The organism is Aliiroseovarius sp. (assembly GCF_030148435.1).
Classification (GTDB): domain Bacteria; phylum Pseudomonadota; class Alphaproteobacteria; order Rhodobacterales; family Rhodobacteraceae; genus JASBTN01.
This window is the reverse complement of the sequence record NZ_JASBTN010000057.1, coordinates 1-26,471: the sequence shown is the minus strand read 5'-3', so window position 1 is coordinate 26,471 and position 26,471 is coordinate 1. Positions and strand designations below refer to the sequence as shown.

General features: G+C 64.0%; 26 protein-coding genes, 1 tRNA gene and 1 other RNA gene. 19 read left to right on the top strand and 9 right to left on the bottom strand.

Annotated elements, in window-relative coordinates; genetic code table 11:
• Positions 1-53 precede the first annotated feature (53 nt).
• The 3 genes from Q1V43_RS10660 (at position 54) to Q1V43_RS10650 (ending at position 2,992) form a co-directional block, all read left to right on the top strand.
• Positions 54-1,292: a hypothetical protein gene (locus tag Q1V43_RS10660; RefSeq protein ID WP_300517568.1), complete on the top strand. Its 1,239-nt coding sequence runs from the start codon at positions 54-56 to the stop codon at positions 1,290-1,292.
• A complete protein-coding gene (locus Q1V43_RS10655) occupies positions 1,289-2,665 on the top strand; it encodes a cytochrome P450 (RefSeq protein WP_300517566.1) in 1,377 nt (458 codons plus the stop codon). Before Q1V43_RS10660 ends, Q1V43_RS10655 begins: the two co-directional genes overlap by 4 nt.
• 84 nt (positions 2,666-2,749) lie before the next feature.
• Complete coding sequence (locus tag Q1V43_RS10650) at positions 2,750-2,992, top strand: hypothetical protein (protein ID WP_300517564.1); 243 nt, start codon at positions 2,750-2,752, stop codon at positions 2,990-2,992.
• On the opposite strand, the gene Q1V43_RS10645 is transcribed toward Q1V43_RS10650, so the two are convergent.
• The 7 genes from Q1V43_RS10645 to ssrA all read right to left on the bottom strand — a co-directional run bounded on the left by Q1V43_RS10645 (position 2,978) and on the right by ssrA (position 7,830).
• Positions 2,978-3,199 carry a ribbon-helix-helix domain-containing protein gene (locus Q1V43_RS10645; protein WP_300517561.1) on the bottom strand — a complete coding sequence of 74 codons (222 nt, stop codon included), beginning with the start codon at positions 3,197-3,199 and terminating at the stop codon, positions 2,978-2,980. The genes Q1V43_RS10650 and Q1V43_RS10645 overlap by 15 nt on opposite strands.
• Positions 3,196-3,369, bottom strand: coding sequence for a DUF4169 family protein (locus tag Q1V43_RS10640; protein WP_300517558.1), 174 nt, complete (start codon positions 3,367-3,369; stop codon positions 3,196-3,198). The genes Q1V43_RS10645 and Q1V43_RS10640 overlap by 4 nt, the downstream gene beginning before the upstream one ends.
• 1 nt (position 3,370) lies before the next feature.
• Complete coding sequence (fumC, locus tag Q1V43_RS10635; protein ID WP_300517555.1) at positions 3,371-4,765, bottom strand: class II fumarate hydratase; 1,395 nt, start codon at positions 4,763-4,765, stop codon at positions 3,371-3,373.
• A 182-nt stretch (positions 4,766-4,947) separates the two neighbouring features.
• Entirely contained in the window at positions 4,948-5,460 is a 513-nt protein-coding gene (locus Q1V43_RS10630) for a ClpXP protease specificity-enhancing factor SspB (protein WP_300517553.1), read from the bottom strand.
• Between the two features lie 168 nt (positions 5,461-5,628).
• Positions 5,629-6,876 carry a chromate efflux transporter gene (gene chrA, locus Q1V43_RS10625; protein WP_300517550.1) on the bottom strand — a complete coding sequence of 416 codons (1,248 nt, stop codon included), beginning with the start codon at positions 6,874-6,876 and terminating at the stop codon, positions 5,629-5,631.
• 52 nt (positions 6,877-6,928) lie between these two features.
• The gene (locus tag Q1V43_RS10620) at positions 6,929-7,357 is read right to left on the bottom strand and encodes a nuclear transport factor 2 family protein (RefSeq protein ID WP_300517548.1); all 429 of its coding nucleotides are present in this window, start codon (positions 7,355-7,357) and stop codon (positions 6,929-6,931) included.
• A gap of 123 nt (positions 7,358-7,480) precedes the next feature.
• Positions 7,481-7,830, bottom strand: a transfer-messenger RNA (tmRNA) gene (ssrA, locus tag Q1V43_RS10615).
• Positions 7,831-7,996: 166 nt separating this feature from the next.
• Here ssrA and Q1V43_RS10610 point away from each other — a divergent pair.
• The gene (locus Q1V43_RS10610; protein WP_300517546.1) at positions 7,997-8,590 is read left to right on the top strand and encodes a hypothetical protein; all 594 of its coding nucleotides are present in this window, start codon (positions 7,997-7,999) and stop codon (positions 8,588-8,590) included.
• 52 nt (positions 8,591-8,642) lie between these two features.
• On the opposite strand, the gene Q1V43_RS10605 is transcribed toward Q1V43_RS10610, so the two are convergent.
• The gene (locus Q1V43_RS10605; protein WP_300517544.1) at positions 8,643-9,374 is read right to left on the bottom strand and encodes a FadR/GntR family transcriptional regulator; all 732 of its coding nucleotides are present in this window, start codon (positions 9,372-9,374) and stop codon (positions 8,643-8,645) included.
• An 81-nt stretch (positions 9,375-9,455) separates the two neighbouring features.
• Here Q1V43_RS10605 and Q1V43_RS10600 point away from each other — a divergent pair, with 81 nt between their 5' ends.
• From Q1V43_RS10600 to Q1V43_RS10575, 6 genes are all read left to right on the top strand, one after another.
• A complete protein-coding gene (locus Q1V43_RS10600) occupies positions 9,456-10,238 on the top strand; it encodes a DUF2182 domain-containing protein (protein WP_300517541.1) in 783 nt (260 codons plus the stop codon).
• Positions 10,239-10,249: 11 nt separating this feature from the next.
• Complete coding sequence (locus tag Q1V43_RS10595; protein WP_300517538.1) at positions 10,250-10,885, top strand: DUF1326 domain-containing protein; 636 nt, start codon at positions 10,250-10,252, stop codon at positions 10,883-10,885.
• 31 nt (positions 10,886-10,916) lie between these two features.
• Positions 10,917-12,017: a dimethylsulfoniopropionate demethylase gene (locus Q1V43_RS10590; RefSeq protein WP_300517535.1), complete on the top strand. Its 1,101-nt coding sequence runs from the start codon at positions 10,917-10,919 to the stop codon at positions 12,015-12,017.
• Positions 12,018-12,028: 11 nt separating this feature from the next.
• Positions 12,029-13,018: an acryloyl-CoA reductase gene (acuI, locus tag Q1V43_RS10585; protein WP_300517532.1), complete on the top strand. Its 990-nt coding sequence runs from the start codon at positions 12,029-12,031 to the stop codon at positions 13,016-13,018.
• A gap of 209 nt (positions 13,019-13,227) precedes the next feature.
• Positions 13,228-13,680, top strand: a complete 453-nt coding sequence (locus Q1V43_RS10580; protein WP_300517529.1) for a GNAT family N-acetyltransferase — start codon at positions 13,228-13,230, stop codon at positions 13,678-13,680.
• Positions 13,681-13,834: 154 nt separating this feature from the next.
• On the top strand, positions 13,835-15,418 hold the full coding sequence (locus Q1V43_RS10575) for a BCCT family transporter (RefSeq protein WP_300517526.1): 1,584 nt from the start codon (positions 13,835-13,837) through the stop codon (positions 15,416-15,418).
• Between the two features lie 107 nt (positions 15,419-15,525).
• Here the strand turns inward: Q1V43_RS10575 and Q1V43_RS10570 are convergent, their stop codons facing one another.
• Positions 15,526-15,951, bottom strand: coding sequence for a GFA family protein (locus tag Q1V43_RS10570; RefSeq protein WP_300517523.1), 426 nt, complete (start codon positions 15,949-15,951; stop codon positions 15,526-15,528).
• Positions 15,952-16,307: 356 nt separating this feature from the next.
• On the opposite strand from Q1V43_RS10570, the gene Q1V43_RS10565 reads away from it, so the two are divergent.
• The 9 genes from Q1V43_RS10565 to Q1V43_RS10525 all read left to right on the top strand — a co-directional run bounded on the left by Q1V43_RS10565 (position 16,308) and on the right by Q1V43_RS10525 (position 26,423).
• Positions 16,308-17,531, top strand: coding sequence for an aminotransferase class V-fold PLP-dependent enzyme (locus tag Q1V43_RS10565; protein ID WP_300517520.1), 1,224 nt, complete (start codon positions 16,308-16,310; stop codon positions 17,529-17,531).
• Positions 17,528-18,898, top strand: coding sequence for a deoxyribodipyrimidine photo-lyase (locus Q1V43_RS10560; RefSeq protein WP_300517517.1), 1,371 nt, complete (start codon positions 17,528-17,530; stop codon positions 18,896-18,898). Before Q1V43_RS10565 ends, Q1V43_RS10560 begins: the two co-directional genes overlap by 4 nt.
• 46 nt (positions 18,899-18,944) lie before the next feature.
• Positions 18,945-20,153: a cyclopropane-fatty-acyl-phospholipid synthase family protein gene (locus tag Q1V43_RS10555; protein ID WP_300517514.1), complete on the top strand. Its 1,209-nt coding sequence runs from the start codon at positions 18,945-18,947 to the stop codon at positions 20,151-20,153.
• A gap of 47 nt (positions 20,154-20,200) precedes the next feature.
• A complete protein-coding gene (locus tag Q1V43_RS10550; RefSeq protein ID WP_300517511.1) occupies positions 20,201-20,641 on the top strand; it encodes a TrgA family protein in 441 nt (146 codons plus the stop codon).
• A 14-nt stretch (positions 20,642-20,655) separates the two neighbouring features.
• A complete protein-coding gene (locus Q1V43_RS10545) occupies positions 20,656-21,777 on the top strand; it encodes a gamma-glutamylcyclotransferase (RefSeq protein WP_300517508.1) in 1,122 nt (373 codons plus the stop codon).
• 63 nt (positions 21,778-21,840) lie between these two features.
• A complete protein-coding gene (locus Q1V43_RS10540; RefSeq protein WP_300517505.1) occupies positions 21,841-22,872 on the top strand; it encodes a cysteine synthase A in 1,032 nt (343 codons plus the stop codon).
• Positions 22,872-25,373: a DUF3772 domain-containing protein gene (locus Q1V43_RS10535; protein ID WP_300517503.1), complete on the top strand. Its 2,502-nt coding sequence runs from the start codon at positions 22,872-22,874 to the stop codon at positions 25,371-25,373. The genes Q1V43_RS10540 and Q1V43_RS10535 overlap by 1 nt, the downstream gene beginning before the upstream one ends.
• A complete protein-coding gene (locus tag Q1V43_RS10530; RefSeq protein WP_300517501.1) occupies positions 25,366-26,085 on the top strand; it encodes an alanyl-tRNA editing protein in 720 nt (239 codons plus the stop codon). Before Q1V43_RS10535 ends, Q1V43_RS10530 begins: the two co-directional genes overlap by 8 nt.
• 248 nt (positions 26,086-26,333) lie before the next feature.
• A tRNA-Ser gene (locus tag Q1V43_RS10525) sits at positions 26,334-26,423 on the top strand.
• Positions 26,424-26,471: the final 48 nt, after the last annotated feature.

Below are 26,471 nucleotides of genomic sequence, written 5' to 3'. Positions count from 1 at the left end.
AATCCCGCCTGTTTTTTCTGCTATGTCCATGGCAGGTCGGGCAGGGTCTGCAAATGACAGGCAAACCAAAGCAGGAAGTCACGCGACGCCGGGTGTTCTACATTCCCGGCTACGACCCGATTCACCCGCGCCGTTACAGGGAACTCTACCGCAAGGAGGGGGCGGCCCAGGGGGCGATTTCCGGCTACAACCTCGACCTGATCGGCCGGCAGGGGGCTGAAACCTATGGCTGGCTGGTCAACTCCACCCAGGATGGGGCAGAAGTCGAAGCCGAGTTCGATGTTCTGGTCTGGTCCGACATTGTGCGCGACAGTATGGAGTTGTCGATTCCCGCCACCTATCTGATGATGGTTCGCACCGCCTGGACCTATATCGGCTCCGGCGCGCTCCGGCGGCTCATGCAGCTGCGCAAGGGGCCGGTGATTGCCGCTCTCTACCCGGTGGGCATGCTGATCCTGCAACTGGTCCTGGCCGTGCTGATCGGCGCGGTCCTGGCGGGGCTGGCCCGCTGGGGGGCGGGCATGCTGCATCCGCTGGCGGGTATGGTGGCCTGGGGCGCGGTGTTCCTGACCGTTCTTGCCGCGCTTCTCAAGTGGTTCCGCAAGACCGACAACAGGCTCTACGTCTACTACCTGATGCACGACTACAGCTATTCGGCGGCCACCCGGGGGGCGAACCCGCCCGAGTTGGAAGCGCGCATGGGCGAGTTTGCCGACCGCATCGCCCGTGCGCTGACCACCGATGTGGATGAGGTGCTGGTGGTCGGCCACAGCTCCGGCGCGCATCTGGGCGTTTCGATCCTGGCCGACCTGATCCGCGACGGGCGGCTTCCAGCCAAGGGGCCAAAACTGGGTTTCCTGACCCTGGGACAGGTGGTGCCGATGGTCAGTTTCCTTCCCGAAGCGCGGCGTCTTCGCCGCGACCTGCACGACCTCAGCCAAGCTGCGGCGATCACCTGGGTCGATGTGACCGCACCGGGGGATGGCTGCACATTTGCGCTCTGCGATCCGGTGTTGGTCTCCGGGGTCGCACCAGAGACCGGCAAGCGCTGGCCGCTGGTCCTCTCGGCGGCGTTTACTCAGACCCTGAGCCCCGAACGTTGGGCCGAACTGCGCTGGCGGTTCTTTCGTCTGCATTTCCAGTATCTCTGTGCCTTCGACCGGCCGGGGGACTATGACTACTTTCGCATCACGGCGGGGCCGTTGTCCCTGGCAACCCGCTTTGACGGCCGTCCCCCGTCGAAAAGCCGCATTGACAGGCCGATGTCGAAATACACCGATATGGCCCCATGACGGACGCCAATCTTCTTCCCCCCAAACCCCCCGCGCGCCCGGGCAAGGTCTCGCTCTGGCGCTACATGAAACTGTTTCGCCGCGATATTCTGTCGGCCCAGCCCGCGCATCTGTACCGCGCCTGGATGGCCGAGTTCCGCACACCGTTCTTTCGCAGTTTCCTGTGCAATGACCCTGAGCTGGTCGAGCTTGTGCTGAAGGGGCGGCCGGATGACTTCCCAAAATCGGACCGCGTGCGCGAAGGGCTGGCGCCGCTGCTGGGCAATTCGGTATTTATCACCAATGGAGAAACCTGGAAGCGGCAACGCCGGATCATCGACCCGGCCTTCGAAGGCGGGCGGGTGCGTGAGGTGTTCCCGGCCATGTGGGATGCGGGTGTGGCCTGTGTCGAACGGCTGGCGCCACTGGCAGATGGCCAACCGGTCGAGATCGAGGCACAGACCAGCCACGCCGCCGCCGACGTGATCTTTCGCACCCTGTTTTCGATCCCGATCGAGCACGAGGTGGCGGGCGCCGTCTTTGACCGGTTCAAGGACCATCAGCGCACGGCGCCGGTGGTGAACCTGGGCGCGATCCTGCCGCTTCCGCGCTGGTTTCCCCGGTTTCATCGGCGTGAGACCAGGGAAACCGCCCGCGACATCCGGGCGCTGATCACCCGGTTGACCGCCGATCGGATGGAGGCGATCCGCGCGGGCACCGCGCCGGATGATCTGGCGACCAAGATCATGACCACCCCGGACCCGGAGACGGGGGCCTGTTTCGATACCGAGGAAATGGTCGATCAGGTCGCGATCTTCTTCCTGGCCGGGCATGAAACCAGCGCCTCTGCCCTGGCCTGGGCGCTTTATCTTCTGGCGCAGCACGCGGAGTGGCAGGACCGCGTGGCCGAAGAAGCGCGGGCCTTCGACCCTGAAAAGATCTATTTCTCAACAATGTCCAGGCTGAAACTGTCGCGCGATGTGTTTCGCGAGTCGATGCGGCTCTATCCCCCGGTGCCGATGATGGTGCGCGAGGCAGCCTGCCCCGAAACCTTCCGCGAGCGCTCTGTGCCGAAGGGCAGCCAGGTGGTGCTGAGCCCCTGGCACCTGCACCGCCATGAACGCATCTGGGAGCGGCCGGATGACTTCGACCCGGGTCGCTTTGCGACGCCGGAGGGCAAAAAATGCATGCGGGAGGCCTATGTGCCGTTTTCAGCCGGACAGAGGGTCTGCCCGGGGTCGGCTTTCGCGATGATCGAGGGCGCGCTGATCCTGTCCCTGCTGGTGCGCGAATACCGTTTCGAACTGGTGGCCGAAAAGCCCGCGATGCCGGTGGCGCATCTGACTGTGCGGGGCAAGGACGGGATTTGGCTGAAGATCACCCGGCGCGGGTGAGGCGTGGACAGATTTTTCGAAAACTCTTCCCAATTTCTTCGAAGAAATTTGATGGCCATGTCAGCGTAAAACCCACACGGGGTCGTGATTGCAGAAATTGAGAAATTGTCCGGCATTCCCGATCAGGTGAAAACCGCGCCTTTCAATTTCGCTTGGAAAACGATCACGCCGAACGATCCGGTCCACATCACGCACCTGACGCCGAGTGACGCCGCCCTTGGCGGCGGCCTGGCAATTGAACAGCAGTGCCAGCCATTTCTCCGGGGGAGGAAAGGGGCGATCTGGTCATGGCCCAACCTTGCCCCAGCAAGGTTAGTCGCCCGTTAATCCACGATAGTGGCGCAACACGTGCAACCGGATTGCCGAGGCCAGTCCCATGTCCACCCCGCGCGCGGCGTCGATCTCGGCGGCCAGTGCGTTGATCGGCATGGCGCGCTGCGCGGCAATCTCCCGAAACGCATCCCAGAATTCACGTTCCAGCGACACCGAAGTCCGGTGCCCGTGCAGGGTCAGGGAGTGTTTTTCGGGTCTCATTCTTTTTCCTGCCCGTCCAGAACCCGGGCCGATTTCTCGCCCCGGGTTCTGTTTAGATCTTTCTGAGCTTTCGTCAGCCCGAACTTTACCGCGTTTTCATTGGCTTGCGCGCGCTTCTTCACGCGGTCGCGTGTCTTGCGCGCCTTGTTCAGGTTGACGATTTTTACCATGTCAGCCTTTCGGGCCGATCATCTGTTCCGGACGGACGACTGCGTCGAAGGTGGCCTCATCCACGAAGCCGAGCGCAATCGCCTCTTCCTTCAGAGTGGTGCCGTTCTTATGCGCGGTCTTGGCCACTTTGGTCGCGTTGTCATAGCCGATGGTCGGCGCCAGTGCTGTGACCAGCATCAGGCTTTCCTTCATCAGCTTGTCGATGCGCGGCTCGTTGGCCTTGATGCCGTTCAGCATCCGCTCGGTAAAGCTGTCGGCGGCGTCGCCCAGAAGCTGGATCGACTGCAACAGGTTGTAGCTCATCATCGGGTTGTAGACGTTGAGCTCGAAATGCCCCTGCGAGCCGGCGAATTTCATCGCCGCGTCATTGCCCATGACATGGGCGGCGACCTGGGTCAGCGCCTCGGCCTGGGTCGGGTTCACCTTGCCCGGCATGATCGAGCTGCCCGGTTCGTTCTCCGGCAGGATCAGTTCGCCCAGACCCGAGCGCGGGCCGGAGCCCAGGAAGCGGATGTCATTGGCGATCTTGTAGCAGCTGCCGGCCACGGTCGCGATGGCGCCTGACATGAACACCATGGCGTCATGGGCGCTGAGGGCCTCGAACTTGTTCGGGGCGGTGACGAAGGGCAGGTCGGTGATGCGGGCCATGTTGGCGGCGACTTCCTCGCCCCAGCCGTTTTTCGTGTTCAGCCCGGTGCCGACGGCGGTGCCGCCCTGCGCCAGTTCGTAGATGCCGGGCAGGGCCGCCTTCACGCGGCCGATCCCCTGGCGGATCATGTGGGCGTAGCCCGAGAACTCCTGGCCCAGCGTCAGCGGCGTCGCGTCCTGGGTGTGGGTACGGCCGATCTTGATGATGTCGGCGAATTCGGCTTGCTTGGCCTCGAGCCCCGCCAGCAGCTTTTCCAGCCCCGGCAGCAGCACGTCGCGTACCGACATGGCGGTGGCGATATGCATGGCGGTCGGGAAGGTGTCGTTCGACGACTGGCCCATGTTGCAATGGTCGTTCGGATGCACCGGGTCTTTTGACCCGATCACGCCCCCAAGGATCTCGATTGCACGGTTGGCGATAACCTCGTTGGCGTTCATGTTCGACTGGGTGCCCGAGCCGGTCTGCCAGACGACCAGCGGGAAGTTGTCGTCGAACTTGCCGGCCACCACTTCCGAGGCGGCCTGCACGACCGCGTCGCCAATGGTCTTGTCCATGTCTCCCGACCTGGTGTTCGCCTCGGCACAGGCCTGCTTGATCACGCCCAGGGCGCGCACGATGGCGACGGGCTGTTTTTCCCAACCGATCGGGAAATTCATAAGCGAGCGCTGTGTCTGTGCGCCCCAATACTTGTCGGTGGGAACTTCGAGCGGGCCAAAGCTGTCGGTTTCGGTGCGGGTCTGGGTCATGTCTCGGCGCCTTTGATAAGTGATCGCTGACTTCATACCGGATCGGACGCAAAGTTCAATCCTGTATACCGTTGGATACCGCTAACGTGGCGCACTGGACGGCGTCTTTTGCGCGCGCAACGCCCGCAGGCCCCGCAATCGGGGCGCGAGCCCCCCCTTCGCGGGCCCGGGGAGCCGTCGTGTTACTTGCGGAAACTGTCCAGGCTGACGATCTCGGCGTCCTTGTGCGCGTCTTCCTTGTCCTCCTCGGCCGCGGCGGGGCTGTCCTCGGCCGGGGGGGCGAATTCCTCGAAATCGACAGGTGCCTCCTCGGAGGCGGCCAGTTCCGCCTCTTCCTCGTCTTCCTGCGTCTCGAAACGAAGCCCGAATTCCACCGAAGGATCGACGAATGTGCGGATCGCGTCATAGGGGATGGCCATGCGTTCAGGCTGGTCCCCGAAGTTCAGCGTGACGGCGAACCCATCCTCGCCCACGTCAAGGTCGGCGAACCAGTGCTGCATGACGATGGTCATGTCCTCGGGGAAGCGTTCGCGCAGCCAGTCGGCCAGTTCGACCTCCGGATGGGTGGTGTCGAAACTGATGAAGAAATGATGCGCGCCGGGCAGGCCACGTTCGGCAACCTCGTCCAGAACGGTGCGGATCAGGCTCCGCATCGCGTTGTGCATCAGATTTCCATAATCAATCCGGTCGGACATGGATGGGCCTTCCTGTTCACAATATGGCGTTTCGTGAAGAAGCTGAAACACGGCTTTTCGCGCAACGCCCACAACCTTGATCGGTGTCGTGGCGTTTCCACGCGAACCTGGCGCGGTCCGGGTCGAAACGCTTTGCTCCAGCATAGGGGATTCGGGGGGGAAGGGAAGTCAGATGGTGACGGATCCAACAAGCCAGCCGGCCCCTCCCATCAGGACAAGCACAAGCGGAAGGGGGCGTTTCCCGCCCAGCAGAAGCGCCGCGGCGATCGCGGCCAGGACCAGCGCGTGCAGGTCAAGGCTGCCCGGCGTCGGGAGGGCGGCGGCAAAGGGGGCGGGGGCCTGCGTGACCTCGGCAAAGAACACATGCAGCGCGAACCAGAGCGACAGGTTGGCGATGACGCCGACGACGGCTGCGGTGATGGCGGACAGGGCAGCTTTGAGGCGCGGACGTGTGGTCAGCCATTCCACGTGGGGGGCGGCGGCGAAGATCCACAGAAAACAGGGGATGAAAGTGACCCACAGCGTCATTGCCGTGGCCGCCAGGGCCAATCCGATCCCGCCAGTGCCGTAGCCCGCCAGGAAGCCGACGAATTCGGTCACAAGGATCAGCGGGCCGGGGGTGGTTTCCGCCAGGCCCAGACCATCCATCATCTGGGCGGTCGTCAGCCAGCCGTGGCGCGTTACCACTTCCTGTGTCATGTAGGCCAGCACCGCATAGGCGCCACCGAACGTGACCACGGCCAGTTTGGAAAAGAACAGCCCGATCTGCGCCAGAATCTGGCTGCCCGCGGCCCAGGCGGCGGCGATCGGGGCAATCCAGAGCCCGCCCCAGATCAGCGCCGTGCGCAGGGTGGCGGTGGTGTCGGGACGGGGGACATCCTCGGTCCGGCCGGTCGCGCTGAGCGCACCATAGGCGGCAGCCAGGGCGATTACGGAGGGGAAGGGCGCGCCGAATCCGTAGAGCGCCAGGAAGGACAGGGCGGCAATGACCCAGCGATCCGCCTGGCGCAGGGCCTTCTTCGCCAGCTTTACCAGGGCCTGCAGCACCACGATCACCACCGTCGCCTTGATGCCCAGGAACACCGCCTCGACGACAGGCAGGGTGCCCCAGGCGGCATAGGCCAGCACCAGCGCCAGCATCACCGCAGCGCCCGGAAGAACGAACAGCAACCCAGCAATCAACCCGCCCGTCACGCCCTTCAGACGCCAGCCCGCATAGGTGCAGAGCTGCATCGCCTCGGGGCCTGGCAACAGCATGCAGAAGGACAGGGCGCGCAGGAACTGGTCCTCGGTCAGCCAGGGGCGAACTTCGACCAGTTCGCGATGCATGACGGCGATCTGCGCGGCCGGGCCGCCGAAGGACATGAGGCCGATGCGGGCAAAGACGCGGGTGAGTTGGGCAAGCGAGGGTTCCATGGGCGCGATAGGGCCCATGCAGGACAGATTCGGCAAGCGTGTTCATGGCGGCTCAGTCGAGCCCGATCCCCTCGCCGGACAGGCACAGCGCCAGTGTTTCCGGGGGCAGATAGCCCAGCTTCTCGAACAGGGTCAGGAAATCGAACTGGTTATAGGCCTCGACGATACGTCCGTCCTGCACGCGCACCATGATCTGTCCGGTTACGGTGATCGGTGCCTCGCTGGCCCGTGACGTGGCATGCGCGGACATGTGGGCCCAGACCCAGTCGCCCAGTTCGAGCACCTTGTCATAGCTGACCTTTTCCAGCTCCACTTGGGCGAGGAAGGCGGGTACCAGCGCCTTGAAGTCTTCCGGTCCGACGGCGAATTCCATCATGCCCTGCGCTTCTGTGTCCGGGGTGAACAGCTCGTCGATCGCGTCAAGATCACCCTGCAACCAGATGCGGTCATACCATGCCTTCAGTGTGTTCAGGGGTGTCATCTCGCTCTCCCTCTCATCAAGTCCGTCCTGCTGGCAGGATAGGGTGAAATGGTTAAGGGAAGGTGAGCCCGGGCGGACAACGGACTGCTTGCCGGAGGTATAATCATGGGACAGGGGGCAGGTAGTGCAGGTTTCTGTTGCCAGGTACCTGCGAACCCCGCCTTACGCGGCTAGGCGAAAGGGCTTAAGTTTCGATCTTTCGGACTGCTTACGCAGCCAGAGCGACCGGAGCACGATTGTTGTTGGCAATTGTACTTTACGGGCCGATACGGTGGCACCCCGCCGAGACAAAGCTAACCCCTTTAGACGTCCGTCGATCCTGTTTCGGCCCCATGGTCCCCCAACAAGGGATGTTTGGTGGAGCCGCCGGGTACCGCCCCCGGGTCCGATCCGCTTATTACGAGCGCGTTTATGTCCATAGTCCCCGAGGGGACGATACAGAAATAGGATGTGGCGGGGCGATGTGCAAGGTGGAACTCCTCTTCTGCGCAGGGTCGCAGGTCGTATTGGCTTGAGTTCCTGGTGGGGTGATTTCGCAAAATGGAAAACTCTTGGAATTTCGTGTATGCTTTTCGACATGGCGGCATGCGAACAGCCGGCCATTTCCAAAAAGGAATAATATCGACGGGGAGAGAAAGAATGCATTCATTTTCTTTGAAATGCGGCGTTTTCGCAGCCGTAACTTACTTCGCGGCTGGAAGCGTTTTTGCCGAAACTGTTGATTTGGATGCCGTTCGTGCAGCCACGGAAAAATACATGGATGTCAATGTGGCGTTGGCGGATGGCTATATCCGGGATCCGGCCGATCAATGCGTGTCGGCCGGGGCCGAAGGGTTGCCCGCCGAGTGGGGGGGGATGGGTATACACTATATCCACCCGGCAATGCTTGGAATAACCGGGGATAAGCCGCGGGTGAACGGGAACGGCATTCACACCGATTGGATGCAGCCCGCGATCTTGATGTATGAGCCGCAACAGGATGGGTCGCTCGAACTGGTTGGCGTTGAAAACCTTGTCTGGCAGGCCGCCTGGGCAGAAACCGGGAAACCGCAGCCGGAAATCAATGGAAAGCCCTGGGATGCGATGGCGGATGATCCGGCAACCGAAGCGGATGAGGCGCATTACTTTGCGCCGCATTTCGACCAGCATGTCTGGATTTTCCGGGACAATCCGGCCGGGACCCTTATGCCGTTCAATCCAGCGGTGACGTGTGAGTATCACACGAGCAGCTGACGGACATCAGCGAGGAGCACCGTGGACGGCCAGTTGCGGGATTTAACCGGGGTTACGTCGCCTTGTGACGCCGCTCCATCGCCTCGCGTGCCAAACTGCTGGTATAGTCGGCAAGCTGCTCCAGCGCCTTGTCCGCCGTTTGGCTGTCCCGTGCATCCAGTGCGTCTGCGATCGTGGTATGAAAGGCCACGATGCGATTGCGGTCACGTGTCGTAAAGGTGATCATGTTCATCAGCGGCTGGGTTGCTTCGACCGCGCCCGCAAGCTGGTAGGACAGGACCGGGTTGCCCGCCCCGTCCACCAGCGCCCGGTGAAAGGCCACATCGGATGCGCAGAAAGCCTCGTCCGACAGGCCGGGCTGGGCCTGGCGGTGGATTTCGGCCCGCATCGTGGCCAGTTGATCCGCCGTGCGTCGCTGCGCCGAAAGATCGACACAGGCGCGTTCCAGTGCATAGCGCGCCTCGCAGGCGGTTTCGAAATCCACCTCGTTCATGGACAGCAGAAGCGTCGAGGTGGTGATCTGCTGGCCATAGGCCTCTTCGAAACTGATCCGGTTCACGAAGGCCCCGCCCGAGGCGCCGCGCTGGGTGCGGATCAGGTTCTGCGCCGCCAACCGTTTCAACGCCTCGCGCACGGTTGGGCGTGACACGCCGAACTTTTCGCACAGCTCCGCCTCCGAGGGCAGGCGCTCGTCGACCAGCAGCCCCCCGTCCATGATCGCATCGCGTATGGCCTCGGCGATCTGCACGGAAAGGTCTCGGTTCTGCTCAAGCTCGGTTTTCACGCTGCGTCACTCCGAATGTTTTTAATTGTCAGACATTCAATTGTCAGACATTATATACACCGACTCAGGGATGGAGAAAAGATGCCTCTTTCGTCAAGGATCCGCGCCATGGCGGCGCCGCATTGGCTGACGCTGTTCGGCCTGATCCTTGCGGGATGGGTGGCGCTCTATGCCATGGCGCTGCCGCCTGGGATGGTGGCGGCGGCCAATTTGTACGGGGTCGAATTTTGGCAATCGCTCTGCGTCGTCACGCCGGACCTGGCCGGGTATTGGGGCGTGGCCGCCATGTGGGCGGTGATGGTGGCGGCAATGATGGCGCCGACCTTTCTGCCGGCGCTGGCGACCTATGACGACCTGATCCATTCGGGTGCGGCGACGCGGGCCGGCTTCGGGCTGCTGCTGGTGGGCTACCTGATGATCTGGCTGGGCTTTTCCGCCGTGGCCGCCGGGCTGCAGATCACGCTTTACCGCGCCGGGCTGGTCTCGCCGGTTGGGCAGAGCCTGACGCCCTGGCTGTCCGGCGCGCTTCTGATCGGGGCAGGGGCCTACCAGTTCTCGGCCATCAAGGAGGCCTGCCTGACCCAATGCCGCGAACCCCTGACCTTTTTCATGCAGCACTGGCGCCCCGGTCTGCGCAACCCGATCGAGCTTGGCCTGCGCCTCGGTGCGCTCTGCCTCGGTTGTTGCTGGGCGCTGATGCTGCTTGGCTTCGTGGGCGGGGTGATGAATCTGGCCTTCATGGGCCTGGCCACGTTGATAATGATTTTCGAGAAACTCCCCGACCTGGGGCGGCACCTGACGAAGCCGCTCGGCTGGGGGCTGATCGCCGCGGGCATCGCGGCAATCGCAAACGCGCTGATCTGAGGAGGACGCAAATGCTGGATGGTGCTGAAGTTGGAACGGTCGAATGGACCATCAAGGGGGAACTGATCCTCAACTGCAACTGCACGGTGTTCTGCCCCTGCGTCGTGTCGCTGGGCAACCACCCGCCGACCGAGGGCTATTGCATGGGCTGGGCCGGCATCCGCATCGACAGCGGCAATTACGGCGACGAGGATCTGTCGGGCCTGAACATCGGCCTTCTGCTGGAAATCCCCGGCAACATGGCGCGCGGCAACTGGAAGGCGGCGGCCTATATCGACGACCGCGCCTCGGAGGCCGCCTTCGAAGGGTTGCTGAACATCTTCACCGGCAAGGCCAAGGGCACCACCGGCCTGTTTTCCATGCTGGTCAGCGAGTTCCTGGGCGCCGAACGCGCGCCGATCACCTTCGAGACCGAAGGCAAGAAGCGCCGCCTGATGGTCGGCCGTGCGATCAAGGGCGAGATCGAGCCGGTGCCGGGCAAGGATGGTGCCGACCAGGTGATCACCAACACCGAATACTGGATGGGGCCGGACATCACCGTCGCCACCGCCAACCAGGGCCGCGTGCGCGCCTTTGGCCGGGTGTGGGATTTCGACGGAAAATCCGCCGAGATCTGCCAGATCGATTGGAAAGGGCCGGGGCGTTAAGCCCCCGCCTTGAAACCTGGGAGCGCGACCCATGGCCAGCATAGCCCCGTCCCGCCGCGTGCGGCGCACCCCTTTCTCGGATGGCGTGACCGCCGCCGGGGTCAGGGGGTACACGGTCTACAACCACATGCTTCTGCCGACCGTGTTTCGGTCGGTGGAGGAGGATTATCACCACCTCAAGTCGGCCGTTCAGGTCTGGGACGTGGCCTGCGAACGGCAGGTGGAAATCCGCGGGCCGGATGCGGGCCGGCTGGTTCAGATGCTGACCCCGCGCAACCTGTCGAAGATGCGCGAGGATCAGTGTTTCTACGTGCCCATGGTCGATGAGACCGGCGGCATGCTGAACGATCCCGTTGCGCTGAAACTGTCGGAAGACCGGTTCTGGATCTCTATCGCCGACAGTGACCTTCTGTTCTGGGTCAAGGGGCTGGCCTACGGCTTCCGGTTGGACGTGCTGGTTGATGAACCCGATGTATCGCCCCTGGCGGTGCAGGGGCCGCTGGCCGATGACCTGATGGCGGCGGTGTTCGGCGACGCGGTACGCGACATTCGCTTCTTCGGCTACAAGCGGTTGAGCTTTCAGGGGCGTGACCTGATCGTCGCGCGCTCGGGCTATTCCAAACAGGGCGGGTTCGAGATTTATGTCGAAGGCGCAGACCTGGGCATGCCGCTGTGGAACGCCCTGTTCGAGGCGGGAAAGGCGATGGATGTACACGCGGGCTGCCCCAACCTGATCGAACGGGTCGAGGGCGGGCTTTTGTCCTATGGCAATGACATGACGCGTGACAACACCCCGCATGAATGCGGGCTGGGCCGCTTCTGTCAGACAGAGGACGCCCTGGGCTGTGTCGGCCGCGATGCCCTGCTGCGCGTGGCCAAGGAAGGCCCGGTGCAACAGGTCCGCGCGATCGAGATTTACGGCGACGTGCCGCCCTGTGATCGGGCCTGGCCGTTGATGGACGGGGACAGGCAGGTGGGGCAAGTGACCTCTGCGGCCAATTCGCCGGACTTCGCCACGGGGGTCGGCATCGGTATGGTACGCATGACCCATTGGACGTCCGGCACCGAGCTTGACGTGATCACACCGGACGGGCCGCGTGCGGCGCTTGTCCACGAAACATTCTGGATCTGAGGAGAAATGACATGAAAGCTCTGGTCGTTCGCAAGGAAGGCGATGAAAAACCCGTCGCCGCTGTCGAGGACATCAGCGAGGACATGCTGCCCGAGGCCGAGGTCACGGTGGCGGTCGACTATTCCACGGTGAACTACAAGGACGGCCTGTGCATCGGGCCGGGCGGCGGGCTGGTGCGCAAATACCCGCATATTCCCGGCATCGACTTCGCCGGCACTGTCGAGGCCTCGTCCGATGAACGCTACAAGCCCGGCGACAAGGTCGTTCTGACCGGCTGGCGCGTGGGCGAGGCGCATTGGGGTGGTTATTCGCAAAAGGCCAATGTGCGCGCCGACTGGCTGGTGCCGCTGCCCGAGGGGCTGGATACGCGCCAGGCGATGGCCGTGGGCACGGCGGGCCTGACCGCGATGCTGGCGGTGATGGCGCTGGAAGACCAGGGGATGGAAAAGAACCACGGACCCGTCCTGGTCACGGGGGCCGCCGGAGGCGTCGGCTCGGTCGCGACCGCGATCCTGGCCAATCTGGGCTATGAGGTCGCCGCGGTGACGGGCCGTCCCGAGCAGGCGGACTACCTCAAGTCGCTTGGCGCCAGCCGTATCGTGGCGCGCGAGGAACTGACAGATGTGACCCGTAGGCCGCTGGAAAGCGAGGAATGGGCCGGCTGTGTCGACGCCGTGGCCGGGGCCATGCTGGGCCGGGTGCTGAAACAGATGAAATACGGCACCTCCGTGGCCGCCATCGGACTGGCGGGCGGGGCCGCCATCGAGGGCGCTCTGATCACCCCGTTCATCCTTCGTGGCGTGAACCTGTTGGGCATCGACTCGGTCATGCAGCCCTATGAAAACCGCCTGCGCGCCTGGCACCGCATTGCCAGCGATCTGCCGATGGACAAGTTGGAGGCCATGGTACAGCCGGCAACGCTCGCGGACCTGCCCGCCCTGGGCAAGGATATCCTGAAGGGTCAGGTCAAGGGCCGTGTCGTCGTGGACGTGAACGCGTGAGACTTCGGCGGCGGGGCTTGACCGGTCCCGCCGCCTGCGCCAAAAGACCCCCATGACCAATCTGCCGCACAGCATCGCCTATTATCCCCTGTTCTCATAGAACGGGTGGTGCGCATGTGCAGATGAACATGGACAGATGACAGACCGCCCCGAGGGCGGTTTTTTCTTTTTCGATCCCGGCTCTCTGGGGGCGAGAAAGGACAAACGAGATGGAAAACCTGACAATTCGACCGGTGGCGGCGCGGGATCTGCGCGCGCTTGCGGACCTGGTGGGCAGCCTGGCGCGCCACCATGGTGACACGGCGCGGGTCACGCAGGCGGGGCTTGCGCGGGACTGCCTTGGCCAGGCACCCTGGCTGCGGGTGCTGGTGGCGGAACACCACGGAGGGCTGGTGGGCTATGCCGCGCTCTGTCCCCGGGCGCGGATGCAGTTTGGCCAGCGGGCGATGGATCTGCACCACCTCTTCGTGCACCGCCCCCTGCGCTGGAAGGGCGTGGGACGCGCCTTGCTGGGCGAGGCGGCGGCGCTGTCGCGCCGGTTGGAGGCAGATTTTCTGACGGTGGCCACCGATGTGGAAAACGCGCAGGCGCAGGCGTTCTACGAGGCGGCCGGTTTCGTCCCCTTCGACAGCGATGCTGCACGGTTCCAGATGGTGCTTTGACCAGTTGTCCAGTGCAACACGGGGCCAATCGTGCGTGTGACGCAACAACCGACCATGGATGTCGCTTTCGGTCGGTGTCTGGTCCATTCCAAGGGGCCACGCACAAGAAATCCGGCTCACATGTCGGCCCCACACAACAAGTGGGGAGACAGTCATGTCAGATACAGAACCGACCGAATACGAGGTCGGTCAGGACAACATCCAGATCTTCGGTCTGGACATTCACAACCCGGTATTCGGCATCTCCGGCCTGACGATCGTGGCCTTTGTGTTCTTTGCCTTGGTATTCCGCGAACAGGCGGGAGAGTTCTTTGGCTGGCTGCGCCCGGCGCTGACCAGCCGTTTCGACTGGGTGTTCATGCTGGCGGGCAACATCTTCGTGCTGTTCAGCCTTGCGCTGATCGTCTCGCCCTATGGCAAGATCCGACTGGGCGGGGATGATGCGCGTCCCGATTACAGCTACGCGGGCTGGTTTGCGATGCTGTTTGCCGCGGGCATGGGCATTGGCCTGGTGTTCTGGGGTGTGGCCGAACCGATCTCGCATTACGGCTCGTCCCTGGGCGGGATTGCCAGCGAAGGCGGGGTGCGCACCGACTGGGCGCCCGCCGGTGCCGCCGAAGGCGACCCGGAAGCGGCGCGCAGCCTGGCCATGGCCGCGACCATCTTTCACTGGGGCCTGCACCCCTGGGCGGTCTACGCGGTTGTCGCGCTGGCACTGGCCTTCTTCAGCTTCAACCGGGGCCTGCCGCTGACCATGCGGTCCGTGTTTCAGCCTCTGTTCGGCAAATACACCTGGGGGATCCTGGGCCATATCGTCGACGTGCTGGCGGTGTTTGCCACCATCTTTGGCCTGGCCACCTCGCTGGGTCTGGGCGCCAGCCAGGCGCTGGCCGGTCTGAACTACCTGTTCGGCATCCCGGTATCGGACGGCATGAAGGTGTTCCTGATCATCGCCATTACCGCCTTTGCGCTGATCTCGGTTCTGATGGGGCTTGAGAAGGGTGTGAAACGCCTGTCCGAGCTGAACATGATCCTGGCCGCCGTGCTGGTCGTACTGGTCATCATCGCCGGGCCCACGCTCGCGATCCTGACGGGGTTCTTCGACAACCTCTGGGCCTATGCGGTGAACCTGCCGGCCCTGTCGGGGGTCATCGGCCGCGAGGATACCAACTTCATGCAGGGCTGGACCGCCTTCTACTGGGCCTGGTGGATCAGCTGGTCGCCCTTCGTCGGCATGTTCATCGCACGCATTTCGCGCGGGCGTACGGTGCGTGAATTCATCACCTGCGTTCTGATTATCCCCACCGTGGTGGGTGCGATCTGGATGAGCGTCTTTGGCGGTGCGGCCCTGGATCAGGTCATGGCGGGCGAGGGCGCGGCCCTGACCGAGGCGGCGCTGGAGCTGAAGATGTTCTCCATGTTCGAGGCCTTCCCGTTGACCGGCGTGCTGTCCTTTATCGGCATCATCCTGGTGGTTGTGTTCTTCGTGACCTCGTCGGATTCAGGATCGCTGGTGATCGACCAGATCACTGCGGGCGGCAAGACCAACGCGCCGACCCAGCAGCGCGTGTTCTGGTGCCTGCTGGAGGGCGCCATTGCCATCGCGCTGTTGCTGGGCGGCGGGCTTGGCGCGCTTCAGGCGGCGTCGATCGCGACGGGCTTTCCGTTTGCGATCGTGCTGGTCCTGATGTGCGTGTCGATCTTCCTGGGCCTGCGTCAGGAGCGACGCGGCAAGTAACCCTGCTGGAACGCGCTTAAAGGGGTCCTGCGGGGCCCCTTTTTTCTTGCGGGCAGGCCCGCGCGCCGAGCTGCTCTGCAAACCGGGGCGAAACTGCCCCCTCGGGGTCACTCGTGGGGTGGGGAAAATGCTGCATAGACCTCGTCAGAAGTCATGGTTTTCGTCTTTTCGGCCAGTGAATAGAAGGTCGGTTTCCTGTCGGTAAAAACCTGCAGTGAGAGGCGCAGATCCGAGGGATCGTCGATGGCTCCGGCAGCTATCTGAAAATCTTTGCTGCCGATGATGTGGTAGAACAGGTTTGAACCGCACTTGTTGCAGAACCCGCGTTCGGCCCAATCGGATGACCGGATCGTCGTTATGTTCTCCTCGCCCTCAAACGTCACGTCTTTGCAGGACACTTCGAAATACGGCCCGGATGACCAGCGGCGGCACATGTCGCAATGGCAGGCGGTAACTTTCGGTTCAATCGCCGTGCAGCGGAGTCTGACCGCGCCGCACATGCACCTTCCTGTCAGTTTCACGTTCTGTGTCATGGTCGCGCCTCCTCTCGGCTACACAAACACCACTTCGGAAACCCTAGTGCGATCTGGCCAAGACCGCATTGATCCCGATCATCGGAAGGCAGGGGGCCTTGGCAACGTTCCAATGGCCCCTGCCGTGCCTCATTGCCGGGGTGGTTGCAAACTTTGCCGGCTCGACACTTCCCTGGGTTCGGGCGTCTCGGCCGCCGGCATTTCCCCCTTGACCGTTCTTCCCATGATGCTACCCATCCTCTGTCCCGCAATCACGGGGCTGCCGGCGGCGAGGCTTCCCGCGCGGCTGGCTGGAAGACCTGCCGGACTGGTGCGCCAGCTCCGACAGGCGCACCCCGAACATGAAAGGACGACAGATGTCGCGACTGGATATCGACTGGGTGCGGGCGCAGTTTCCCGCTTTTTCCGAGCCAACCCTGCAGGGACAGGCCTTTTTTGAAAACGCCGGTGGCTCCTACACCTGCCAGCCGGTGATCGACCGGCTGACGCGCTATTACACCCAGCGCAATGTGCAGCCCTATGCGCCCTACGACGCCTCGCGGATTGCCGGCGAGGAGATGGACGAAGCCCGCGCGCGTTTGGCGGCGATGCTGGGTGTCGAAACGGATGAGGTCAGTTTCGGCCCCTCGACCACGCAGAACACCTATGTGCTGGCCCAGGCCTTTCGCCAGTGGTTGAAACCGGGGGATGCGATCATTGTCACCAATCAGGATCACGAGGCCAACACCGGCCCCTGGCGGCGTCTGGCCGAAGAGGGCATCGAACTGCGTGAGTGGAAGCTGAACCCGGAAACGGGCAGCCTTGATCCCGCCGATCTGGAGGCGCTTCTGGACGACAAGGTCCGCCTGGTCTGTTTCCCGCATTGTTCGAACGTGGTGGGCGAGGTGAACGACGTTGCCGCCATCGCAGGACTTGCCCATGATGCCGGGGCCCATGTCTGCGTGGACGGTGTCAGCTACGCGCCGCATGGGATTGTAAATGTTGGGGAAATCGGCGCCGATATCTACCTTTTCTCGGCTTACAAGACCTACGGGCCACATCAGGGCGTCATGGTCATCCGCCGCGCGTTGGGCATGGAGCTGCCCAACCAGGCGCATTTCTTCAACGCGGCCAGCCTCTACAAGCGGTTCACCCCGGCCGGGCCGGATCACGCGCAGGTCGCGGCCTCGGCGGGCATGGCGGACTACGTTGATGCGCTCGCCGCCCATCACGGGATCGAGGGGGACGCCGCGACGCGCTGCGCGGGCGCCCATGACCTGATGCGCGCCCACGAGGTGGCGTTGCTGCAACCGCTGCTGGATCACGTGTGCGCCAAAAACTCGGTCCGCCTGCTGGGCCCGGAGAGCGCCGGGAGCCGCGCGCCAACGGTGGCGTTGGACCTGGGCCGAGCCGCCGAACCGGTGGCCGCCGAACTGGCGAAGCACGGCATCATGGCGGGGGGCGGCGATTTCTACGCCGTGCGCGCGTTGGAGGCCCTTGGAATTGACCCCGGCAAGGGCGTGCTTCGCCTGAGCTTTACCCACTACACCCATGCGGATGAGGTGGCCAAACTCATGGATGCGCTCGACGCGGTGCTATGAGCGCGCCGACGCTCCTCTGGCTGCGCCGCGATCTGCGGCTCGGCGATCACCCCGCGCTGACCCATGCGGCGGCGCGGGGGCCTGTGATCCCCGTATTCATTCGCGATGCCGAGGTTGACGGGCTGCCCGCTGCGCCCGCGATGCGCCTGGAAATGGCACTGAAGGCGCTGTCCGCGCGCCTTGAAAGGCTGGGGAGCAGGTTGATCCTGCGTTCTGGCGATCCGGTCGAAGTGTTGCGCAGGCTGATGACAGAAACCGGCGCGGATCTGGTGGTCTGGAGCCGGCGCTATGATCCGAAAGGCAAGGAAGGTGGCGCGGAGGTGAAAGCGGCCCTTCCGGCGGAAAGCTTCCCGGGCGCGCTGCTGGCGGAACCGTGGGACGTCACCACCGGGGCGGGCGGCGGCTACAAGGTCTTTACCCCGTTCTGGCGGGCATTGAGCGCGCGGGACATCGCCCCACCGTTGCCTGCGGTGACGCCGCCCGTTCCGGGGGGCTGGCCTGTCTCCGAGGCACTGGCCGACTGGCGGCTAGCCGACCCGATGAACAGGGGCAGGGAAGGGGTTGCGCGCCATGTCAGGGCAGGGGAACCCGATGCGCTGACCCGGCTTGGCAGTTTCGTGCGAGACCACCTGTCCACCTATGCCGGGACTCGCGACCAACTGGGCAACGCGAGCTGTTCCGGCCTGTCCGCTGCTCTGGCCTGGGGCGAGCTCAGTCCGCGTCAGGCCTGGTGGGCGGCCTCCGGTCGGCCCGGCGCGGCGGCGTTTCAACGCCAGCTGGCCTGGCGCGACTTTGCCTGGGCCCTGACCTGGCACAGCCCGCACATGCTAAAGGAGAACTGGCGCGCAGGTTGGGACGCCTTCCCCTGGAACGACGACACCGCCCGCCCCGAGGTCCAGGCCTGGATGCAGGGACGCACCGGGGTGCCGGTGATCGACGCGGCAATGCGCGAGCTGCACGTAACCGGATACATGCACAACCGCGCCCGCATGCTGGTGGCCTCGTACCTGACCAAGCACCTGATGACTCACTGGCGCGTCGGCGCCGAGTTCTTTGCCGGGCACCTGGTCGATTGGGACCCGGCGAACAATGCCATGGGCTGGCAATGGGTGGCGGGCTGCGGCCCCGATGCCGCCCCCTTCTTTCGCATCTTCAACCCGGAGACACAGGCCGCGAAATTCGATCCCGACGGTTCCTATCGCGCGCGCTGGCTGGCCCCCGACAGCGGTTTCTTCGAGGTGGTGCCAAGACGCTGGCAACTCACGCCGGACATGCCCGCCCCCAGGCCCGCAATATCCCTCAAACAGGGCCGCGAACGCGCACTTTCTGCCTATCAGATCATGCGAAACGGCCCTAAACTTGCCTGAAACGCCCGTTTCCGCCTAACATTTCCCCATAATAGGGGGAAATGGCATGATCCTGACCAAGACCGAAGGCCAGGAGGATCTGCCGCGCTATTTCGCGCAGGTGTTCGACCTGGCCGGTCGTTTGAAGAACGGACGACTTGATTTCGTACTGCCCGACGGGCGGCGGTTTCGCGCCCATGGGCAAAATCCCGGCTTCGTGGCCGAATTGCACGCACATGATGACGATGTCTTCGCGCGCCTTGTGCGCGAGGGCGAGCTTGGGTTTTGCGACAGTTACATCGAAGGGGGCTGGACCACGCCGGACCTGCAGGCCTTTCTGGACCTGATCCAGGACGACAACGAGGAGCTCTACAACGGCTTTCCCGGCATGGCGCTGGTGCGCGCCTACGAGCGGCTGCGCTTCTGGCTGCGGCGCAATACCAGGAAGCAGGCAAAAAAGAACATCGCGGCCCATTACGACCTGGGCAACGACTTCTATGCGCTCTGGCTGGATGAGAGCATGACCTACAGTTCCGCCTGTTTCCGTACCGGGCAGGAAAGCACGGAAAAGGCGCAGGAGCAGAAATATGCCTCGATGGTGGACCAGATGGGCGTAGGCTCCGGCGACCATGTGCTGGAGATCGGCTGCGGATGGGGTGGCTTTGCGGAATATGCCGCCGGCAAGCGGGGGCTGCGTGTCACCGGGTTGACCATCAGCCAGGAACAGCACGACTACGCGGTCGAACGGATCACCCGCGCGGGCCTGTCGGACCGGGTCGAGATCAGGATGCAGGACTACCGCGACGAACGGGGCCGCTATGACGGCGTCGCCTCGATCGAGATGTTCGAAGCGGTGGGGGAGAAATACTGGCCGGTCTATTTCGACACGGTGCGCCGGGTGTTGAGGCCCAGGAAACTGGCCACGCTGCAGATCATCACCCTGGCCGAACACCGTTTTGACAGCTACAGAAAGGGCGTTGATTTCATTCAGAAATACATCTTCCCGGGCGGGATGCTGCCGTCAAAGACGGCCCTGCGCCACGAGATCGACCGCGCCGGGCTTGCCCTGCGCAACCAGATTGCCTTCGGGGAAAGCTACTCGATTACGCTCAGGCGTTGGCATGACACGTTCAACGGCCGCTGGGACAGGGTACAGGACATGGGGTTCGACGACCGGTTCCGGCGCATGTGGAATTTCTATCTGACCTCTTGCGCCGCCGCCTTTCACAGCGGAAACTGCGACGTGATACAGGTGACTATGGAGAACCCGGCCTGACACTCCGTTGACTGTCTGACGCCGGGCCATGAAGAGGGAGCAGGATCATGCCGACATCGGCGAAACTCGTGGCAGCCATCTGCCTGGCGGCCCTCGGCTGGATCGTGGCGGACATGATAAAACCGCTGCTGCCGGAGGGCACGCAGGTGGGGCTCTTTTCCCCCATTTCAGCGGCCTGGGGTGCGGTTGTCGGCTGGACCTTCACCGGCAAGCGTCTGGGTGATGGCACCGGAACGGCGGTTGGCATCGGTATGGGCAGCATATTCCTGCTTGGGTTCTGGGTGCTGCTCAGCTTTTCGGGTTACGAGATGGTCCGCCTGTCGATGCGCCTGCGCTATGACGGGCCGGTCGAGGCGTTGCAGGACATGTTCCAGATCGCCGTCGATTACCTGAAGGTTTCGGCATCGCCCGAGGTGATCGGCGCGCTCATCGCCGGCGGGCTGATCGCCGGGGTGATCACCGGATTTGTCGCGAAACGCTGGCGCTGACACGAGGCACGCGGATGGACCTGTTCTTCTATGGAACCCTGCGGCATGCGCCGCTGTTACGGCTCGTGCTGGGCTGCGAGAGCCGCGCGCGGACGCGGCCCGCCGCCTTGGCGGGTCATGCGGTATCCTGGGCCGAAGGGCAGTGTTTCCCGATGATGCATGCCGAACCGGGCGGCACCGCCCGGGGCGTGCTGGTCACGGGTTTGAGCGACGAGGACATCGCGCGGCTGGACTATTACGAGGGCGGCTTTGCCTATGAGCTGCGCGACGTCACGCTGTCAACCGACAGCGGCCCGGCCCGGGCCCGCGCCTGGTTCCCGCAGGATGGCCACTGGACCCCGGGCGATCCCTGGTTTCTGGAAGACTGGGCGGCGATCTGGGGCGACATGACCGTGCATGCCGCGCGCGAGGTCATGTCCTATTACCCGCAGGTTCCCGCCGCCGAGGTGCAGAACCGGTTCACCATGATCCGGATGCGGGCCGACAGCCGGGTGCGGGCCGCAACCCCGGTGCCCGCTAGCCTGCGCGGGGATTTCGGGGCAGGGGATGTCGATATCCGTGACGCCCGCCGACCCTATGCGAATTTCTTCACGCTGGAAGAACATGACCTGGCCTTTCGCCGGTTCGACGGCACGATGAGCGATATGGTGAACCGCGCGGGCTTTGTCGGTGGCGATGCGGTGACGGTGCTGCCCTATGACCCGGTGCGCGACAGGGTGATGGTGATCGAACAGTTCCGCTTCGGCCCGCATCTGCGCGGAGATCCGAACCCCTGGGTGCTGGAGCCCATCGCCGGTCGCATAGATCCGGGCGAATCGGCCCAGGCGACCGCGATCCGCGAGGCCCGCGAAGAAGCCGGCCTGGAGATCGGCGCCCTGCATCACGTGGCCGATTATTACCCGACCCCCGGCGCGGTCAGCGAGTTCCTCATGTCCTATATCGCCATTGCCGATCTGCCCGACAGCGCGGCCGGTCTGGGCGGGGTGGACCATGAGGCCGAGGATATTCGGTCCCATGTCATCCCCTTTGGCCGCCTGATGGAACTTGTATCCACGGGCGAGGCCGGATGCGGACCCTTGGTCCTTTCTGCCTTCTGGCTTTTGCAAAACCGTGATCGATTGCGCGGCAGTGCTTGAAACCCCGGGGGTGCGGGCTTATCCCTGAGAGGAACGAACAGACACGCGCGGAAGGGTGAAAAGATGGACGTGAAACAGGACCTTGCGGCCTCGGTGGGCAATACGCCTCTGATCCGGCTGAATGCCGCCTCGGAGGCGACCGGCTGCGCCATCTACGGCAAGGCCGAATTCATGAATCCCGGCCAGTCCGTGAAGGACCGCGCCGCGCTCTATATCATCCGGGATGCCATGGCCCGCGGCGAGCTGCGTCCGGGCGGCACCATCGTCGAGGGGACGGCGGGCAATACCGGGATCGGGCTGGCTCTGGTGGGCGGCTCGATGGGGTTCAAGACGGTGATCGTGATTCCGGAAACCCAGTCCGAGGAAAAGAAGGACATGATCCGCCTTGCCGGGGCCGAGCTGGTGCAGGTGCCGGCCGTCCCCTACAAGAACCCGAACAACTATGTGCGCTACTCCGAGCGCCTGGCGAAGAAGCTCGCGGAAACCGAACCGAACGGGGCGGTCTGGGCCAACCAGTTCGACAATGTCGCCAACCGCATGGCCCATCTGGAAACCACCGGTCCCGAGATCTGGGAACAGACCGGCGGGCGGGTGGACGGCTTTACCTGTGCGGTGGGCTCGGGCGGCACGCTGGCCGGTGTCGCCGATGCGCTGCAGCCCAAGGGTGTGAAGGTCGCGCTGACCGATCCGATGGGCTCGGGCCTGTTCACGCTGTATCGCGACGGCGAAGCCAATGCCGAGGGGACGTCCATCACCGAAGGGATCGGCCAGGGCCGCATCACCCGGAACCTCGAAGGCTTCAAGCCGGACATGCTTTATCAGGTCACAGACGAAGAGGCGCTGCCGCTCGTCTTCGACCTCCTGGAACACGAAGGGCTCTGCCTGGGCGGATCCTCGGCCATCAACATCGCCGGCGCCATGCGCATGGCACGCGAAATGGGGCCGGGCCACACCATTGTCACCATGCTTTGCGACTATGGCTCACGCTATCAGTCGAAATTGTTCAACCCCACCTTCCTGAAAGAAAAGGGGCTTCCGGCTCCGGCTTGGCTGGACCGGGAACCGGCAATGCTGCCGGAAGTCTACGAGGATTGATGTTCCCCTTATTGCGCCTGTTGCTTGTCACCCTGTTGCTCTGGCTGCCGTTCGCAGCCACGGCGCAGGACTCCGTTGCCCCCGCCGTCATCGCGCCCGAACCCGATCCGGTGGTGCGCCGACTCGATGATGGCAGTCCCGACTATCAGACCTGGGAAAAGCTGGCCGGCCGGGTCGAGGACGCGCTGGAGGTCGGTCGCGCCTCGGACGTGGTGATGCAGGACCTGCGCGCCGAGCTGACCGCCTGGCGACAGGCGTTTGGCGAGGCGCAGGCCGCCAATGCGGTGCGCATCAACACGCTTGAAACCCAGATCGCCACGCTGGGGCCGCCGCCCGCCGAAGGGCAGACGGAACCCTCGATCCTGACCCAGCGGCGTGATGAACTGACCACGCGGCTGAACGAGGCACGCGTTCCGGTACAAAAGGCCGAAGAAGCCCGTGGACGTGCCAATGCCCTGGTCGGCGAGATCGACAGCCTGCTGCGAAACCGCCAGACCGACCTTCTGTTCGAACTTGGCCCAACCCCCGTAAATCCGGCGACCTGGCCGGGCGCGGTCGAGGATGTGACCGACACGCTGCGTGGCGCGGTGGTCGAGGTGCAGAACGCCTGGGGGTCGGAAACCCAGCGCGCGGAACTGAAGCGTATCCTGCCTGCGGTGATCGGCCTTGGCGTGATCGGCGCGCTGCTGGTGTTGCGGGGCCGGGCCTGGATGGTCCGGATTGGCCTGCGCGTGCGCCGCCGGTCCAAGGGGGCGACGCAGGGCGTCCTGATGTTCCTGACATCGCTGGGGCAGGTGGTGGCCCCCTTGCTGGGCCTGTTTGCCTTGCTGGCCGCTCTCGAAGCCTCCGGCGTGATCGGGCTGCGTGGCCAGTACCTGGCCGACACGCTGGCAATCACCCTGCTGCTGTTTTTCGCCGCGCTTTGGCTGGGCACCCGGGTTTTCGGCGCGGCTGGCGCCCCCTGGGCGGTCCTGAACCTGAAAAGCGCGGCCGAGCGCGCCGAGGGCCGGTTCAACGCGGCCGTGCTGGGTGTGCTCTACGGCCTGTCGCGGGGTCTGGGCGAACTGGGCGCCTATGAGGATTATTCCGCCGAAACCATGGCGGTTCTGAGCTTCCCGTTGCTACTGGGTGCGGGGCTTCTGCTGGTGCGGCTGGGACGCCTGATCCGCCGCAGCGGCGAGCTGGAGGAGACCCCCGAGGAAGGCTCGCTGGGCTTCCGCGCGGGCATGATGAAGATGCTCGGGCGGGTTTTGGTCGCTGTCGGCTATCTGGGGCCTCTCGCCGCCGCCATCGGCTATGTGCAGATGGCGCAGACAGTCCTGTTCCCGACCGCGTTGACGCTCTGGGTGCTGGGGCTGCTGCTGGTGCTGAACCAGTTTTACACCAACCTCTACGGCCTGGTGACTGGTGCCGACGAAGAGGCCGCGCATCTGGCGCTGACCCCGACGCTGGCCAGTTTCGTCACCGGCCTGGCCGCGCTGCCGGTGCTGAGCCTGATCTGGGGCGCACGGTGGACCGATCTGACCGAGCTCTGGACCACCATCGGGCAGGGCGTGCAGATTGGCGAGACCGTGCTGACCCCTCGCGCGCTTCTGACCTTCGTGATCGTTTTTGTCGTGGGGTATTCGCTGACCCGCGTGGTGCAGGGCATGCTGAAAAGCTCGATCCTGCCGCGTACCAAACTCGACAAGGGCGGGCAGAACGCGATCACCTCGGGGCTGGGATACGTCGGCATCTTCCTGGCCGCCCTGGTGGCCATCACCGCCGCCGGGATCAACATGTCCTCGCTGGCGATCGTCGCAGGCGCGCTGTCGGTCGGCATCGGTTTCGGGTTGCAGAATATCGTCTCGAATTTCGTGTCCGGCATCATCCTACTGATCGAACGGCCGATTACCGAAGGCGACTGGATCGAGGTCGGTGGCCAGATGGGCTATGTGCGCGACATCTCGGTGCGCTCGACCCGGATCGAGACCTTCGACCGCCAGGACGTGATCCTGCCCAACAGCGACCTGATCTCGGGTGTGGTGACGAACTATACCCGTGGCAATTCGGTGGGTCGGGTGATCGTGCCGGTCGGCGTGGCCTATGGCACCGATACGCGGCGGGTTGAAAAAATCCTGAAGGAGGTCGCCGAAGCGCACCCGATGGTAACGGTGAACCCGTCGCCGTCGGTCGTGTTCCAGGGCTTTGGTGCCGATGCGCTGGAATTCGAAATTCGCGCGATCCTGCGGGACGTGAACTATGTGCTGTCGGTGAAAAGCGACATGAACCACGAGATCGCCCGCCGCTTCGCCGAGGAGGGGTTGGAAATCCCCTTCGCGCAGCGCGACATCTGGCTGCGAAATCCCGAAGTGCTGACCGGCAACCGGCCAGCGGGGCAGGCGGCGGACACCCCGATCGCCTCGTCGACACCCGCCGCCACCTCGGCGCCGGACACCTCGGGGCTGGATGTCACCGACATGTACAGCAGCACCGATCCCGAAGGAGAAGCCGATGACTGACCCCCTGTTTCGCGATGACGCCTATCTGCAGGAGGCCGAGGGCGTGGTGCTCTCCCACACCGACCAGGGCGGCGTGGTGCTGGACGGTTCGATCTTCTACCCCACCGGCGGCGGACAGCCCGGTGACAAGGGATCCTTGCGCTGGGAGGGCGGCGAAATGGCCGTTGCAGTCACGGTGAAGGGCGAGGGCGACGAGATCGTGCTGGTGCCCGCCGAGGGTGCCGCGCTGCCACCCGTTGGCACGCAGGTCACGCAGCTCCTGGACTGGGAGACCCGCAACCGGCACATGCGTGTGCATACGGCGCTGCACCTGCTGTCGGTCGTGGTGCCCCTGCCGGTGACGGGGGGATCCATCGGTACGGAAAAAGGCCGGCTGGACTTCGTCATGGAAGACCCGCCAGAGGACAAACAGGCTCTGGAGGACGCGCTCAATGCACTGATTGCGCGTGACCTGGATGTGACCGAGGACTGGATCACCGAGGCCCAATTGGAGGCCAATCCCGGCCTGGTCAAGACCATGTCGGTCAAGCCCCCGATGGGGGCCGGCCGCGTGCGCCTCGTGCGCATCGGCACCTCTGAGGAACAGGTCGATCTGCAACCCTGCGGCGGCACCCATGTGGCCCGTACCGGTGAGATCGGCCGCATCCGCCTGGGCAAGGTGGAAAAGAAGGGTCGGATGAACAGACGGTTCAACGTGCTGCTGGACAGCTGATCCGACAAACGGGCGTGCCCGCCCGGGTCCCGAGCGTCAGGGATGCTTGCCAATCAAGCTTTCCTTCGCAGAGCCGCACCCCCCGGGAAAGTACTGTAGAATGAGAAGGAAAGCGGCGCATTCAGAGAGGGTTGGGGCGCGATTCTCCGGGCTTACGCTCCGCGTATTTTGGCTGGCAGGAAAAGCGCATCGATTTTCACGCGACCCTCTTGCACTCCCCCCCCGGCTTGGCCTACATAGCGCGTTACGGAGAGGTGGCCGAGTGGTCGAAGGCGCACGCCTGGAAAGTGTGTAGGCGGGAAACCGTCTCCAGGGTTCGAATCCCTGTCTCTCCGCCACTTGCCCTAGAGAAACGTTTCTCCCGATCCGGCTCCGGCCGGATTTTT

What these genes read in the sequence shown, in the direction of transcription:
- acuI (WP_300517532.1), top strand. Translation starts at nt 12,029, where the DNA reads ATGAAAGCTCTGGTCGTTCGCAAGGAAGGCGATGAAAAACCCGTCGCC.
- Q1V43_RS10555 (WP_300517514.1), top strand. Translation starts at nt 18,945, where the DNA reads ATGATCCTGACCAAGACCGAAGGCCAGGAGGATCTGCCGCGCTATTTC.
- Q1V43_RS10660 (WP_300517568.1), top strand. Translation starts at nt 54, where the DNA reads ATGACAGGCAAACCAAAGCAGGAAGTCACGCGACGCCGGGTGTTCTAC.
- Q1V43_RS10545 (WP_300517508.1), top strand. Translation starts at nt 20,656, where the DNA reads ATGGACCTGTTCTTCTATGGAACCCTGCGGCATGCGCCGCTGTTACGG.
- Q1V43_RS10610 (WP_300517546.1), top strand. Translation starts at nt 7,997, where the DNA reads ATGCATTCATTTTCTTTGAAATGCGGCGTTTTCGCAGCCGTAACTTAC.
- Q1V43_RS10640 (WP_300517558.1), bottom strand. Translation starts at nt 3,369, where the DNA reads ATGGTAAAAATCGTCAACCTGAACAAGGCGCGCAAGACACGCGACCGC.
- Q1V43_RS10595 (WP_300517538.1), top strand. Translation starts at nt 10,250, where the DNA reads ATGCTGGATGGTGCTGAAGTTGGAACGGTCGAATGGACCATCAAGGGG.
- Q1V43_RS10570 (WP_300517523.1), bottom strand. Translation starts at nt 15,951, where the DNA reads ATGACACAGAACGTGAAACTGACAGGAAGGTGCATGTGCGGCGCGGTC.
- Q1V43_RS10580 (WP_300517529.1), top strand. Translation starts at nt 13,228, where the DNA reads ATGGAAAACCTGACAATTCGACCGGTGGCGGCGCGGGATCTGCGCGCG.
- Q1V43_RS10560 (WP_300517517.1), top strand. Translation starts at nt 17,528, where the DNA reads ATGAGCGCGCCGACGCTCCTCTGGCTGCGCCGCGATCTGCGGCTCGGC.
- fumC (WP_300517555.1), bottom strand. Translation starts at nt 4,765, where the DNA reads ATGACCCAGACCCGCACCGAAACCGACAGCTTTGGCCCGCTCGAAGTT.
- Q1V43_RS10600 (WP_300517541.1), top strand. Translation starts at nt 9,456, where the DNA reads ATGCCTCTTTCGTCAAGGATCCGCGCCATGGCGGCGCCGCATTGGCTG.
- Q1V43_RS10550 (WP_300517511.1), top strand. Translation starts at nt 20,201, where the DNA reads ATGCCGACATCGGCGAAACTCGTGGCAGCCATCTGCCTGGCGGCCCTC.
- Q1V43_RS10590 (WP_300517535.1), top strand. Translation starts at nt 10,917, where the DNA reads ATGGCCAGCATAGCCCCGTCCCGCCGCGTGCGGCGCACCCCTTTCTCG.
- Q1V43_RS10535 (WP_300517503.1), top strand. Translation starts at nt 22,872, where the DNA reads ATGTTCCCCTTATTGCGCCTGTTGCTTGTCACCCTGTTGCTCTGGCTG.
- Q1V43_RS10530 (WP_300517501.1), top strand. Translation starts at nt 25,366, where the DNA reads ATGACTGACCCCCTGTTTCGCGATGACGCCTATCTGCAGGAGGCCGAG.
- Q1V43_RS10540 (WP_300517505.1), top strand. Translation starts at nt 21,841, where the DNA reads ATGGACGTGAAACAGGACCTTGCGGCCTCGGTGGGCAATACGCCTCTG.
- Q1V43_RS10575 (WP_300517526.1), top strand. Translation starts at nt 13,835, where the DNA reads ATGTCAGATACAGAACCGACCGAATACGAGGTCGGTCAGGACAACATC.
- Q1V43_RS10655 (WP_300517566.1), top strand. Translation starts at nt 1,289, where the DNA reads ATGACGGACGCCAATCTTCTTCCCCCCAAACCCCCCGCGCGCCCGGGC.
- Q1V43_RS10620 (WP_300517548.1), bottom strand. Translation starts at nt 7,357, where the DNA reads ATGACACCCCTGAACACACTGAAGGCATGGTATGACCGCATCTGGTTG.
- Q1V43_RS10630 (WP_300517553.1), bottom strand. Translation starts at nt 5,460, where the DNA reads ATGTCCGACCGGATTGATTATGGAAATCTGATGCACAACGCGATGCGG.
- Q1V43_RS10565 (WP_300517520.1), top strand. Translation starts at nt 16,308, where the DNA reads ATGTCGCGACTGGATATCGACTGGGTGCGGGCGCAGTTTCCCGCTTTT.
- Q1V43_RS10645 (WP_300517561.1), bottom strand. Translation starts at nt 3,199, where the DNA reads ATGAGACCCGAAAAACACTCCCTGACCCTGCACGGGCACCGGACTTCG.
- chrA (WP_300517550.1), bottom strand. Translation starts at nt 6,876, where the DNA reads ATGGAACCCTCGCTTGCCCAACTCACCCGCGTCTTTGCCCGCATCGGC.